General features: G+C 54.3%; 8 protein-coding genes. 3 read left to right on the top strand and 5 right to left on the bottom strand.

The window, feature by feature from the left end:
- Positions 1 to 114: 114 nt before the first annotated feature.
- The 3 genes from JUK32_RS17345 to JUK32_RS17355 form a co-directional block, all read right to left on the bottom strand.
- Complete coding sequence (locus tag JUK32_RS17345) at positions 115 to 1,263, bottom strand: hypothetical protein (protein WP_204140122.1); 1,149 nt, start codon at positions 1,261 to 1,263, stop codon at positions 115 to 117.
- Positions 1,263 to 3,017 (bottom strand): glycosyltransferase family 2 protein, encoded by a 1,755-nt coding sequence (locus tag JUK32_RS17350; RefSeq protein ID WP_204140123.1) that lies wholly within the window; start codon positions 3,015 to 3,017, stop codon positions 1,263 to 1,265. Before JUK32_RS17350 ends, JUK32_RS17345 begins: the two co-directional genes overlap by 1 nt.
- Before the next feature lie 255 nt (positions 3,018 to 3,272).
- Positions 3,273 to 4,028 carry a pentapeptide repeat-containing protein gene (locus tag JUK32_RS17355; RefSeq protein ID WP_204140124.1) on the bottom strand — a complete coding sequence of 252 codons (756 nt, stop codon included), beginning with the start codon at positions 4,026 to 4,028 and terminating at the stop codon, positions 3,273 to 3,275.
- Positions 4,029 to 4,280: 252 nt separating this feature from the next.
- On the opposite strand from JUK32_RS17355, the gene JUK32_RS17360 reads away from it, so the two are divergent.
- Together JUK32_RS17360 and JUK32_RS17365 are read left to right on the top strand one after the other, a co-directional pair.
- The gene (locus JUK32_RS17360; RefSeq protein WP_204140125.1) at positions 4,281 to 6,134 is read left to right on the top strand and encodes a hypothetical protein; all 1,854 of its coding nucleotides are present in this window, start codon (positions 4,281 to 4,283) and stop codon (positions 6,132 to 6,134) included.
- A 15-nt stretch (positions 6,135 to 6,149) separates the two neighbouring features.
- Positions 6,150 to 7,949 (top strand): DUF3685 domain-containing protein, encoded by a 1,800-nt coding sequence (locus tag JUK32_RS17365; protein ID WP_204140126.1) that lies wholly within the window; start codon positions 6,150 to 6,152, stop codon positions 7,947 to 7,949.
- Positions 7,950 to 8,174: 225 nt separating this feature from the next.
- Here the strand turns inward: JUK32_RS17365 and groL are convergent, their stop codons facing one another.
- Entirely contained in the window at positions 8,175 to 9,809 is a 1,635-nt protein-coding gene (gene groL / locus JUK32_RS17370; RefSeq protein ID WP_204140127.1) for a chaperonin GroEL, read from the bottom strand.
- A 96-nt stretch (positions 9,810 to 9,905) separates the two neighbouring features.
- Positions 9,906 to 10,217, bottom strand: coding sequence for a co-chaperone GroES (gene groES / locus JUK32_RS17375; protein ID WP_204140128.1), 312 nt, complete (start codon positions 10,215 to 10,217; stop codon positions 9,906 to 9,908).
- Between the two features lie 223 nt (positions 10,218 to 10,440).
- Between groES and JUK32_RS17380 the strand changes: the two genes are divergently transcribed.
- Positions 10,441 to 13,137: a filamentous hemagglutinin N-terminal domain-containing protein gene (locus tag JUK32_RS17380; RefSeq protein WP_204140129.1), complete on the top strand. Its 2,697-nt coding sequence runs from the start codon at positions 10,441 to 10,443 to the stop codon at positions 13,135 to 13,137.
- Positions 13,138 to 13,229: the final 92 nt, after the last annotated feature.

Consider the following 13,229-nt stretch of genomic DNA (forward strand, 5'->3'; position numbering starts at 1 on the left):
ATTCGGCGGTAAGTTCAGACAAAGCCCATTGAGTTTAGGGCAATTCGAGCAAGTCTCAACATTGACACAGTTAATGCAAAAAGCGATCGATCACCCTGCACTAGGATGAGTATTTCAAATATACGTCTGATAAAAGTGCAGCAACTTGCTCCCATTAGTAGGCCAATCTAGATACGTATCGGCAAAAGCCACAGCTCCCGCTCCTAACCGTTCCCGCAAAGCCGGATCGGCCATTAAAAGTTTAACAGTTTCAACTATATTGAGAGCGTCTACATTAGTTAGCGAAACCGCCTGTTCCATAGATTTTGTAAAGCGTCCAATGTTAGTTTCAGGCAGCACAACTGGCTTACCCATCGCCAAAAATTCAGGAAGTTTAGAAGGGAGTCGATAGTCGTTAAAAGCATCTTTTTTGCCAGGTTGAATCAAAATATCGGCTAATGCAAGAATATCGGCGATCGCAGCATGACTTTCTACGTATCCCAACTCGATGGTATATTTCTTCGCCCACTTATCGTCTGCCCCTAAAAAATCATGAAAGTCTTGCCCAGTTCGAATCAATATCGTGGGGTGGCCTTCACGATTCAGCATAGCCACCGCTAGATAGAGACTTCTCACCTCACGCGCATTGGCTGCATGCACATTGCCGGTGTAGCACAGGACGGTACAGTTCAGCGGAATCCCGAGCTTTGTAGCTAAAGTTTGATCGCGATCGCGGGGAAAGAAAATCGTTTTGTCTACACCAGGCCAAAGAACTAAGTAGGGTACATGGGCAGGAACAAAAGCCTGTAAACGGTCAACAATAATAGTGATGCCGTCGGCACGGTCTAGAAATTTTCGATACCGTACGGGATGCGATAGGTGATGTGGAAAGTGACGCTCATCGATTTCTGACAGTTCTTTCAGTGACTGCTGGGTATTTTTTTGAAGAATGAATTCTTCATTATCTTCTAAATGAATAAATAGTTTAAAGGAATGTAATTTTCTGAGTTTTTCGCAAAAGATGCGAACTACTTCACGCGGTGTCCAAGCGTGGACGATATCTGGACCTTGGCCATTTCTAAAAACTGTTTTCAGCAAATTCACTTCGCTAAAGTCAATAGTTTTATAATTTTTATTACTTAACGAATTAGCCGTTTCCTTGTGGCTAGGAACAGCAACGACACAGTCAAGGCCACAATCAGTTAATTGATTAGCAAAATTATGAACATGGATGGCGCTGTTCGCCTTAAAGTTGTGATACAGAACAAATAAGATGTTTTGCATTACGCAGCCTTAATGGTGTAATCGAAACGATCAAGCGCAAAACCAGAATTATAAAAAGGATCGCCAGACTCGATATAATCTTGCCACTGATCCAATAATAAATAGCGATCAGCCAAATCATAATACTCTTTGCGAGTTGCCGATTCATGATGAATTAAAGTCGCCCCCGGCACAACGATATTTCGTTTTCCTAAACAAACGAGCTTGAGACAGAGATCAGCATCTTGATAGTGATGAAAATAATGCTCACTAAAACCTCCTACTGCCTGAAAATCTTGACTAGTAACCATCATGCAAGCAGCAGTCACAGCAGAGACCTCACGGGCACACACAAGGGAGCCGGCATAGCCGTCTGCGCCCATTGGAAATCCTCGCATAATGTGATCAGCGGTGCCTCTAATACCCATGACCACTCCCGCATGTTGGACAGTATGGTTGGGGTATAACAGCAGCGCACCAGCTGCACCAACATCAGGCTGTTCGGCATAATAAAGCAGATTTTGCATCCAATCTTTAGACACTATTTCAGTATCATTATTGAGGAAGATCAAGTAATCGCCTTGAGCATACTGGCTGCCCAAATTATTAGCTCTGGAATAGTGAAAAGGATGTGGAAATAATAGGCGTTTGACAGGGTATTCTTGCATGAGCTGCAACGCCCTCGGATCACTCGTTTCGTTGTCAACAATCACAACTTCAAAGTTGGGATAGGTAGATATGCTAAAAAGACTGCTGAGACAGCGTTCGAGATGATGGGGTGCATCTTTCGTTGGAATGATGATGCTAATTAGAGGATAATTAGCTTTGACTTCGGGCAAGAGTTGGATGCGGTGATTACCAAGTTGTTGAGCTGTAGCCGGTAATGCCAAGCGAGCTAAGTGAGCATTAACGGCAGCTTGTTGTAACTGCTCAATTTTCGGTTTGGCATGCACATCAGCAGCTATGCTACCTGGAATTTTGCGCCAATGATAGAGCACCTCCGAAATATGCCCTATGTGCAAGGAATGTTCTGATAAACGCAGCGCCAATTCGTAATCCTGAACGCCGTCATATTGGCTATCCAACCCACCTATGTCTAAGACATGTTGTTTCTGGACACATAGCAGGTGGCCTACATACATAACCCCCCGCAAATATTCCGGAGACCAGTCTGGTTTCAGGAAAGGTTCAACATAGTACTGGCCAGAAACATCAATTTTGTCTTCATCTGAATAGACGGCATCAAACCCCTTCTCTAACTCTTGGAGAGAGCGTTCGATGGCGTGAGGCACTAACGTATCGTCATGGTCAAGAAAGCATACGTATTGCCCACGAGCCATTTCTACAGCACAATTTGTGGCGGCACTAATCCCACCAGAAGACTGAAACATAACTCGAATTCTGGGGTGCTTCTCTGCAAGTTGTTCAAGGACAGTACGAATGTCGTTGGCAGAAGAACCATCGTCCACCAAACACCACTCCCAATCATGAGAGGTTTGCTGAAGCACACTCAATGCAGTTTCAATAAACCAATCGAGGGAAGAGTTGTAAGTGGGTGTCAAAATACTCATGACTGGAGGATTTTCGGACTGAACGAGAGCGCGATGAGTCGTCAGCACCGGATCTAAGATTTGCCAAAATCCATCAACGGTCAGATTTTGATAAGCGGCTGAAAATGTGTCGGATAAGCTTCGCTGTTGCAGGGTCGTCGTTGCATAACGGGGTCGCCGAAGTACACGCTGAGATAATGCCTTAATCTTGCGCTTTAAACTCATGGGATGGGTGCTTAAGCGAGCTAGGGATTTGATTTTGGCAGCCAGTTTTCTAGATTGACTAGGCCGAAAAAGATGAGACATTATCTAATTTACCTACGGGGTATATCTAGTCCTTTCAGTTGTTTGGATCGCGATAGTGATAAGAACATTGATGACCTCACTTTAAGGACTCACTTTTTGACGATCGCGCCTCCCCCTGCAAGCCCACAAACGGCAAGGCTGGACACCTCTGCCAGTCGAATGGAGATGGGGAGATTACTCAGGGGAACAGTCGGTATCATTTTGACTCCCATCGGGCATGATGGTACGGCAAAACGTCGCGTCCTCAAAGGTGGCGCGGCTGATGGTGGCGCGGCGCAGGTTAGCATCGGTCAGGTCTGCTCCGTTAAAACTACTTCTAACCAAACGCGATCGCGATAAATCCACCCCCTGTAAATTGGCATTACTCAAATCAGCCCGCAAAATATAGGCTTCGGTGAGGTCTGCCCCTTGCAAGTTGGCGGCAGCGAGATTGGCAGTAGTAAAACTCGCTTTGATCAGATTGGCGGCTGAGAGATCGGCAGCCCCAAATTGAGCTGCGGTGAAATTGGCCTCAGGGGCGATCGCGCCAGTCAGATCCGCGCCCCGCAAATCAGCTTGCGTCAGATCCGCGAAAGTCAGACGCGCCGCCGATAAATTACTTTCCACCAACGTTGCCGCCGTTAAGTTGGCCTGGGTCAACACCGCGCTCTGCAAATTAGCGCCTGTCAGGTCGGCTCCTTGGAACTGAGCGCTGCGTAAGACCGCTGACTGGAGATCCGCATTTTGCAGATTGGCTCGTTCTAGGCTGACCCCGGCGAGTTGCATACCCGACAGCGTTGCCCCAGACAGATCACAGCCATTACACTGCTGCGTGATGAGCAATTGCTGTACCGGGTTAAGCGTATTGGCAACGCCAGCCACGGCACTGCCCCAAATCGCGAGCGGGGCCAAGCTCATTGCCGCGATCGCCCGTTTGCCCACTCTGCTCATGCTGTTTCTGACCTATCTCAGTAATGAAGTTAAAGAGTTTACACAACCCAGCGTTCAACTTGTGGATTTACTTCTACAATATCAGCACATTCGCGGGGTCAAGTTGACGAGTCATTGCTGATCAGGGTGACTGTTGCTCGTCTCTAGGATAGGAATGGTGTCTCTCTGCGGTCGATAGGGGGCGCAATCTGGTCTCTGGCGCTGGTGTCGCCGAGCCTTTGTACACGTCTGTTGCGGACTCTCACATTTGTTATGGCGCGATCGTCTGTTCAGCCTCAATCGACCCTCGGTCGTCCTCAGACTAAAGTTCGCCTGCCGCTGGGGTGGTTTTGGCCCCTGTTTTGGAGTGGTCTCATGGTGGGGTCGGGCATTTTGGGCCTGTGGGCACTGGCCTGGCTGACCCGCATTCCACCCCTGCCCGATTGCGATGAGGTCACCGCCGCCAGTGCGGATGGCGATCGCCTCATTTGCGCCCAATCGGCCCTGCGGGTAGGCAGTGCCAAAAGTTTGATTCAAGCCGTACAGCTAGCGGCTCATTACACGCCCACTCATCCGTTTTATACCGAAACCCAGCCTGTACTCGTGGAGTCATCCGAGCGGCTACTGGATAAAGCGACGCAAAAAATGCACGAAGGCGACCTGGCAACGGCCACCGAGTGGGCCGAGCAGATTCCCCTGGACACCCCCTTACGCGACACCGCCCAAAGCAAGATTTGGGACTGGCAGCAAGAATGGAAGCAGGGTCAGGAGCTGGAAAATTCCATTGATCAGGCCATTGCCGCGCGCGATTGGGGGGCAGCTGACAACGCTCTGCGGCGGCTCAAGCTCTTGTCCAGTGACTATTGGGTGGGTACGCGCCACAGCGAATTGCAGCAGGCCAAACAACTGGAAGCCACCGCCTGGTCGCAACTGGAGCAAGCACGGGGATTGGCGAATACCGGCAATCCCGACAATTTGGGGCAAGCGCTCGTCATCGCCCAGCGTATCAATCTCACCAGTCAGGCCTGGCATGAAGCTCAGGAAGAGGTGGATCGTTGGAGCCAAAACCTCTTGTTGTATAGCTTTCAGCGCTGGGAACTGGGCGATGTGGAAGGGGCGATCGCCGCCGTACAGAAAGTGCCCCCCGACCCGACCCTCGCCCCCGAAGCCCAAGACTTGATCCAGTTTAGCCATGCGACTCGCTTGGCTCAGCAGGCCCAACAAGACAGTCCCGGCTATTTGCAACTTTTCCAGTTAATGGAGGCAATTCGCGCCGCCGAACGAATTCCTGAAAAGAGTAGCTTTTACGAGACGGCTCAGGCGTCGATGGCCGCTTGGCAAGCCGAACTCGAAGACTTGCAGAAGCTGCAATTTGCCAATAATGTCGCGAGTCTGCGCCAGGGATGGGCCTATGACTATGCCACTGACCTCGCCTGGCAGGTGGAATTAGAGCGCCCCCGACGCTTGCAGGCACAAACCTTGATTGCCCACTGGCAAGATGAAATTGAACGCATTCAAGACCGACCCTTCTTGATGCGGGCACGGGCCTTGGCGCAAAAGGCCACGATTCCGGCTTTGGAGTCGGCGATCGCCGAAGCCCGTAATGTCGCCCTGGGTCGTGCCCTACGCATTGATGCCCAAACCCTGATTGCCGACTGGCTCGACCAGATTGAAATCATTCAAGATCAGCCGATTTTGACCCAAGCGAATCAACTCGCCGGCGAAGACAAGCTGCGCGAGGCGATCGCTGTGGCCGAACAAATTCAAGGCGATCGGGCACTGCACGGGCAGGCTCAGGCCATGATCAAAGATTGGACGCGCACCATTCAGATCGAAGAAGATAGCCCCATCCTCGAAAAAGCCAAATCGTTGGCTTACAGCGGTTCCCTCACCGCCGCCATTGACCGCGCCGCCCAAATTGCCCCAGGTCGGGCGCTCTATGGCGATGCCCAAAACGCGATTGAATTATGGGAAGCTGAGAGGGCTTATATTTGGCAGCTAGAAGCGGAAGAAGCGGCAGCCGAAGCGGCAGCCGAAGCCGACCCGCCCGAGACCTTTAATACCCCCGGGAATGCTCCCAACGGTGAACCCATCACCCAGCCACCCCCACCCCCAATTGGCAACTAGCCATCATCAAACGGTATGACCGCGTCTCCCCTCCATCTATTTCTTGTAGACGAAGATCCCGTCTTTCGGCTGGGGTTGAAGATTTGGCTAGAGCAGCGGGCAGACTTTATCGTCGTGGGGGAAGCATCAGATAATGACAGCGCTCTCACCACCCTGAGGGAATTACAAGCCGCCGCCACGCTCAGTGAAACGGACGCTGGCATCAGTGACCAGTCCCCCGCTGTCGATTTAGTGGTCATTGATTTGGGCTTAGGCCAAGGTCAGCCTGATCAACTGCTGGGACTGCAACTGTGCAGTGAGATCAAACAACAGTTGCCGGCTTTGGGGGTCTTGATTTTGAGTGGGCAAACGGAGCCCGTTTTGCAAGCAGCCGCCCAGCAAATGGGGGCCGATGGCTTTGGCGCGCGGGGCCTGCCCGTGCGAGAACTAGCGCGACTGATCGAACAAACGGCGCGACCGGCCCCAGAAGCCGCTCCGGAAACCGCCAGCGACATTGTCTTGCCCCAAGCCTTAGAAGGCCCGATCGCGTATCTCAATCGCACCTCAGTGGCACAGATTGACGCCGCCATGACCGATATTGAGCAGCTCGCCCAAGACCAATTGTCCTATTGGTATCGGCTGGTGCTCGCGGGCAAATACCGCGAACTGCGAGCGGCGCGCTGGCTGGTGCAGCGGATTTTACCGGTCTCGAGCCCGATCCCCAGCTCGTCCCAACCCGTGCCATTTCCCCCGGGGGGAGCGGTGCCCAATGGCGCGCGCGACTCTTTCATCTCCCCGGCGGCCCTGGCGGATGCGGCCTGTCGGGCGATCGCCCGACAGCGCCCCCTCGTGCCGGTCCCCCTGGGCGACGTGCGATCGCGGGTTTGCGAAGCGGTTTTTCTCAAACTTCAGTTTCCCCTCGATAACCGCAGCGATGTACCGCTAGAAATCGACATCTTGCGACCTGATAAGACGCGGGAACTGCTGTACACCGTGCTGCGATCGTTCGAGACCTTACTGGATGATTTGCTGCAGGCCAATATCCTGCCCGGACAACTCGAAGATCAATACACCACCCTGCTCCGCGACCTGTGGAATAACGTCACCGTAGATTTTTTTGGGCGCTACTACACCCCCGCCGCCGACGGCATTGAGCAGCCGATGGTCGTCGTGCTGCAACAGGATGAGGCGATCGTGCACACCGCCATTCTCACCAAGATTCCCGCTGTCACCCCGCTGCTGGCCCATCTCTTATTCCAAGCACCGATTGAAATCGCCGGTGCATCCTACATGGCCACCACCCCCGAAGCCCTGCGCCGCAGCCAATTTCTGCTGGAAAATCTGTTAATTCAAGTGGCCTGTGCCGTTATGCAGCCCGTGCTCAACCACTATCCCGATGTGGAAACATTGAAGCGCAGCCTGTATCAGCGGCGGGTGATATCAACCCGCGACATTACCCGCTTTCGTAATGAGCTGTCGTGGCGCTACCGCTGGGATGAACTGGTCAACGAGCCCAAAGCCATGTTTGAAAGCGAATATCGGCTCTTTGCCATGACTCCCAATGGCCTGCAAACCCACACGATTTACGCCCCCCGCCAAACGGAACTGGAATCACTATCGGGCCTACAATATGCCCTGACCTTTGCGCTAGAAGCCCGAGATGCGATCGCCCCCCGCGTGCGAGCCGCCATTTCCCTGGCGGGCAGCACCGTCGTCTTCGTGCTCACCGAAGTCATCGGGCGCGGCATCGGCCTGATCGGGCGCGGCATCGCCAAAGGCATCGGCAACACCTGGCAAGATATACGCCTCCGACAACGCCAGCAAGATGAGCCCTAAACATCAGCCAATTAGGGGACGGTTCCCTTGAAAAGATTTCTACTGGTATTGGTTAAACCGGCAGGGAACCGTCCCCTAAAACCGCACAACTTTTCGGCGTTTAGGGTTGACGCAGCCGCGTTATGGACAGACGGGTACTGCAGCAAAAAACCGCCGCTCCCTTGAATGAGAGCAGCGGTTTAGCCAGAGTTTATTAACCTGCTTGAGGCAAGTTAATTTAATGACTTAGTAGTCGAAGTCGCCGCCCATGCCAGCGCCAGCGCCAGCACCAGCACCGTTTTTCTCGGGCTGATCAACGACGATGCACTCGGTGGTGAGCACCATACCGGCAATGGAAGCCGCATTTTGCAGCGCCGAACGAGTCACCTTCGCCGGGTCAACGATACCGGCGGCAATCATGTCTACAAACTCACCGTTGGAAGCGTTGTAGCCCACGTTGAACTCTTTCTCTTTGACACGCTCAGCAATGACGGCACCATTCTGGCCAGCATTCTCAGCAATCCGCTTCAGCGGAGCCGTGAGGGCGCGGGTCACGATTTGGGCACCAATCAGCTCTTCACCCGTCAGGTTGCTAGCTGACCAAGCTTCTAACTGGGGCGCGAGGTGAGCCAGAGTCGTACCGCCACCAGGAACGATCCCTTCTTCTACAGCGGCCTTGGTCGCGTTGATGGCATCTTCCAAGCGCAGCTTGCGGTCCTTCATCTCAGTTTCGGTGGCAGCACCGACCTTGATGACGGCCACACCGCCGGAGAGCTTCGCCAAGCGCTCTTGCAGCTTCTCTTTGTCGTAGGAAGAATCGGACTCTTCGATTTGACGACGAATTTGCTCACAACGGGCCTTCACGGCTGCTTCGTTACCTTCGGCCACGAGGGTGGTGTTGTCCTTGGTAATGGTGATGCGGCGAGAGGTGCCCAGCATGTCGAGCTTGGTGCTCTCCAGCTTAAGGCCAGTGTCTTCGCTGATCACCTGACCGCCCGTGAGGACAGCCATATCTTCGAGCATGGCCTTACGGCGATCGCCAAACCCCGGTGCCTTCACAGCAGCGACGTTCAGCACACCGCGCAGACGGTTCACCACGAGCGTAGCGAGGGCTTCTTTCTCGATGTCTTCGGCGATGATCATCAAAGGCTTGCCCGCGCGAGCGACTTGCTCAAGGACGGGAACCAAGTCTTGGATCAGGGTGATCTTCTTGTCAGTGAGCAGAATGTAAGGCTCGTCGAGGACGGCTTCCATGCGCTCAGTGTCAGTGGCGAAGTAGGGAGAAATGTAACCTTTGTCGAAGCGCATCCCTTCAGTGACTTCCAGTTCGGTCGTCATGGACTTGCCTTCTTCCAAGGAGATGACGCCTTCGCGCCCCACTTTGTCCATGGCTTCAGCAATCATGTTGCCGACTTCTTCATCGTTACCAGCGGAGATGGTCCCCACTTGGCTGATGGCGCTGGAGTCTTTGACGGGTTTAGCGAGCTTGGCGATTTCATCGATCAGGTAAGCAGTCGCTTTCTCAACGCCACGCTTGAGCGCGATCGCATTCGCACCCGCCGCCACGTTGCGCAGCCCTTCTTTCACCATGGCGTGAGCCAAGACGGTGGCAGTGGTGGTACCGTCACCAGCCGCGTCGTTGGTTTTGGAAGCCGCTTGGCGAATCAACGCAACGCCCGTGTTTTCGACGTTGTCTTCCAATTCAATTTCTTTGGCGATGGTGACACCGTCATTGACGATTTGCGGTGCCCCAAACTTTTTCTCAAGGACGACGTTGCGGCCCTTGGGGCCTAAAGTGACGCCAACGGCCTCAGCCAGCATATCCATGCCTTTCTCAAGAGCACGGCGAGCGTCTTCGTTATAAATGATGCGTTTTGCCATTATTGAAATCCTTTCCTGCGAACAGATGTGAATCTATGAAAATTGAAGCTTTGGCAGGATTCCAGGCATTTACCTGCTGCCTAATGCTCTTGTTGCTTAGCCCAAAGTCGCCAAGATATCTTTCTCAGAGAGCAGGACATATTCGTCACCGCCCAGCTTGAGATCAGTACCCGCATACTTGGAGTACAGCACCTTGGCACCAGCCTCCACTTCAGGGGCCTGACGACTACCGTCTTCATTGCGCTTGCCAGGGCCAACAGCGGCAATTTCACCCACTTGAGGCTTTTCTTTAGCAGTGTCGGGCAAGAGGATGCCGCCTGCTGTGGTCTCTTCAGAAGCGCTGACCTTAACCAAAACGCGATCGCCCAGGGGAGTCACGCTGGACGCACTCAAAGTAATAGCTGCCATTACAAATTCTCCAGAATCGCTAACACTGAGGTGAATTTGTGCTTGCCTAGAACAAAGACTGACTGAATCGGGTCTTTGTGGATTAGCACTCTCACGCTCCGAGTGCCAATTTAGAGCTTTGCGGGTACCCTCTACAACTGCGTAATGAGTGCGGGTTCCCGAACTGAGTGAACTCAGGGTGTAGTGAATCGATATCGGTATCCACTTTCTCTGGAGAACCATCATGAAACTTTGGCGATGGCTGGCGGTGCTTGCCCTCGGCACCAATGGGGGGCTGTTAACGTTCCAGGCGGCCCAGGCTAACCCGATTGTGCCCCAGGCAGGGACGCCCACCCAGGTGCAGCAAACCGGGTCTGAATTCACCATCACTGGCGGGGTTCACTCGGCGGATGGGCAAGCCCTCTTCCATGCGTTTGAGCAGTTGGGCTTATCCCAGGGGCAAATTGCGACCTTTCTCGCCCAGCCCGAAGTGCATTCAATTTTGAGCAGTGTGGTAGGCGGCGACGCCTCTTACATTGACGGGCTATTGCGTGTGACGGGCGGGGCGGCGGATTTATACCTCATCAACCCAGCGGGAATTTTGTTTGGCCCAAATGCCCAGCTCGATCTGCCCGGTGCCCTAGCGGCGACGACTGCCACTGGCGTGCTGTTTGATGGCGAGTTATTTAATGTGCTGGACGATGATGACTTTAGCCAGATATCCGGGATGCCTACGGGGTTTGTCTTTGCGGTGGACGAGGCTGGGGCAATCGTGAACGTCGCTGATTTAGCCGTGGCCACGGGGGAAGCGATCGCCCTGATTGGCGGACAAGTGATTACCACGGGTTCCCTCACGGCTCCGGGGGGCGAAATCACGATCGCCGCCATACCCGAGGCGGGTCTGGTGCGCCTCAGCCATCCTGACATGGTGCTGAATTTGGAGATTGCAACGCTGCCAACAGGGGCGATCGCCGATGGGAGGACGATGACGCCGCTGACCTTACCCGCTTTACTCACGGGCGCTCCCGCTGATATGGCGACTGGGCTGACGGTGCAACCGGACGGCACGGTAGCGTTGACTGGCAGCATGACCGTGTTGCCCCCGACGGCGGGAAGTGCGATCGCGAGTGGTACCGTCAATGTCTCGGGCTCTCAAGGCGGGAGTATTGCGGTGGTGGGCGATCGCGTGGCTTTGCTCAACGCTACCGTAACCGCTGACAGCGCGACGGGCGGGGGTACGGTGCGCGTCGGCGGCGACTACCAAGGACAACCGACCCTGCCCGGTGCCACCCTCACCTATGTCGATGCCGAGAGCCAAATCACCGCTGATGCTGGCGGCAGTGGCGACGGCGGCCAAGTCATTTTCTGGGCCAATGGCACGACGGCATTTTACGGCGACATCAGGGCGAACGGCGGTGTTAACAGCGGCGATGGCGGCTTTGTCGAAGTCTCCGGCGCGGAGACGCTAATCTATCGCGGCACGGTGAGGGCGATCGCCCCCAACGGCGCAGCGGGCACCCTACTCCTCGATCCGACTGACATCAACATTCTCAACGGCACCAATGACGGCGACGACACGCCCGATGTCAATCCCCTTAATCTCAGTCCGCTAGATGTGTTGGCGGCAGCCGCTACCCCCACCACCATTTATGAATCGGAGCTAGAAAACACAGCGGGCAATGTCAACGTTATCCTGCGCGCCACCAACAACATTACCCTGGGCGATTTGGCGGATAATGCCCTGACGTTCAATTCTGATCCCGTCACGCCCGGCTCAATTACCTTCGAAGCGGGGAACGAATTTCGGTTTGTGGATCCCAATGATGCGATAGTGGCTCCCCGACGCAACCTGACGATCAACGCCGCTACCATTACCGTCGGCACCCTCGATACCTCAGAAGTGGGCAGTTTTGGCGGCAACGTGACGCTAAATGCGAGTGGGGCGATCGCCATTAGCGGCATCAACACTCTGGGCGATGCTCTAGGCGGCGGCGGCAGCGGTGATGTCACCATCACTGGTAGCCAAATCCAAACGGGGCGCATTCGGGCGGGCGGTGGCTTTCTCAACGACAGCCGGGTGGCACTCACGGCGACCAGTGGCGACATTATTGTTGACACCATCACAGCGGGCGGCGGCGGCTTAGAAATTGATGCCGCACGGCGCTTTCAAGCTCGCGACACCTTTGACTCTTTTGTGCGCATCACCCTCAATTCCACCGATGATGCCGCCTTGATTGACTTTCTGATGCGGGGCAATCCCCAACCGCTCATTGATGCGGGGCTAGTGGATACAGCCGATCAAGTGTTCATCACGTTTCCCACCAGTATTGGCGTCAATCCGGGGGGTGGACAGCCGGGCAACATCGTCATTCGTCATGGGGGGTCTGCCGCGAGAAATTTTAGCGACGGCAATATTACCATTACCGGCTCTGGCGCATTTCCCAACATCCAGTTTGTATCAGGGCCGAACGACGACCACACCATTGATATCGATCCGGGGATACCAGATGCTAGCTTCACGGGCTTCACGACGCTGTTTCCACCGGGGACTTTTCCCGCTGAGGCCAGCGGCACCATTGGCGCAATTCTGCGGGGGCAGGGCGACGCCACCCTGGTCACGTCATTTCAAAATCAGCCGTTTGTGCCACTACCAGAAGCGCCTGAAAGTGGTGGGCCTGCCGGGAATATTCCTGGGACACCGGGCACTGAAGCGGGAGTGCGAGGTATTGATGTTGAAGCCAGAAGTTTTGAAAGGTTGTCAAATCTCACGCCTGACTATGAGGACGACGACGCGCTAACCAGTGAAGCCGATGCTGACGCGATCGCCACCGATGAGGTAGAAGACGAGGACTGTGTGGCCGCGATCGTCCGTCGCTCAGGCAACACAGTAGAAATCGACTCGACGTGCCCAGTCCCAATCCCGGCAGATCTGACGGATTGAGTCCGGCCCAGGTTCAACAGTTACCTGAAGCGTCGATCAAATCTCTATCCAAAGATGGAAGCAATTTCCCACCTCAGAGAGAAGTAGTATCG

Source organism: Halomicronema sp. CCY15110 (assembly GCF_016888165.1).
Lineage (GTDB): Bacteria > Cyanobacteriota > Cyanobacteriia > Phormidesmidales > Phormidesmidaceae > Halomicronema.

Excerpts from the sequence above, each read along its gene's own strand:
- JUK32_RS17345 (WP_204140122.1), bottom strand. The coding sequence starts at position 1,263 with ATGCAAAACATCTTATTTGTTCTGTATCACAACTTTAAGGCGAACAGC.
- JUK32_RS17350 (WP_204140123.1), bottom strand. The coding sequence starts at position 3,017 with ATGAGTTTAAAGCGCAAGATTAAGGCATTATCTCAGCGTGTACTTCGG.
- JUK32_RS17355 (WP_204140124.1), bottom strand. The coding sequence starts at position 4,028 with ATGAGCAGAGTGGGCAAACGGGCGATCGCGGCAATGAGCTTGGCCCCG.
- JUK32_RS17360 (WP_204140125.1), top strand. The coding sequence starts at position 4,281 with ATGGCGCGATCGTCTGTTCAGCCTCAATCGACCCTCGGTCGTCCTCAG.
- JUK32_RS17365 (WP_204140126.1), top strand. The coding sequence starts at position 6,150 with ATGACCGCGTCTCCCCTCCATCTATTTCTTGTAGACGAAGATCCCGTC.
- groL (WP_204140127.1), bottom strand. The coding sequence starts at position 9,809 with ATGGCAAAACGCATCATTTATAACGAAGACGCTCGCCGTGCTCTTGAG.
- groES (WP_204140128.1), bottom strand. The coding sequence starts at position 10,217 with ATGGCAGCTATTACTTTGAGTGCGTCCAGCGTGACTCCCCTGGGCGAT.
- JUK32_RS17380 (WP_204140129.1), top strand. The coding sequence starts at position 10,441 with ATGAAACTTTGGCGATGGCTGGCGGTGCTTGCCCTCGGCACCAATGGG.